The organism is Photorhabdus sp. RM71S, from assembly GCF_042879355.1.
In the GTDB taxonomy this organism is placed as follows: Bacteria; Pseudomonadota; Gammaproteobacteria; order Enterobacterales; family Enterobacteriaceae; genus Photorhabdus; species Photorhabdus kayaii.
In genome coordinates this window covers 1-223 of sequence record NZ_JBHFKV010000340.1, presented here as the reverse complement: position 1 = coordinate 223, position 223 = coordinate 1, and the positions used below count along the sequence as shown (strand labels likewise).

Genomic DNA, 223 nt, shown 5'->3' with positions numbered 1-223 from the left:
TAAAAATAAGCATCAGTTAGTGCATAGATTTGTTGCATTAGCTTTCATACCAAACCCCAATAATTATCCAATTGTTAATCATATCGACGGAAATAAAAAAAATAATCATGTTAATAATCTTGAATGGTGTACCAACGAGCAAAATCTAAAACATGCATGGAAAACAGGGTTGTGTGATAACCAGAAATCACCAGTAGTTTCTATGGATAAATCAGGATTTGGA

1 protein-coding gene is annotated in these 223 nt (G+C 31.8%); it reads left to right on the top strand.

Annotated features, from left to right (window positions below; all coding sequences use genetic code 11):
- Window positions 1–223: HNH endonuclease (locus ACGF5R_RS25130; RefSeq protein WP_387693375.1), on the top strand; the 223-nt coding region annotated here is incomplete at both ends.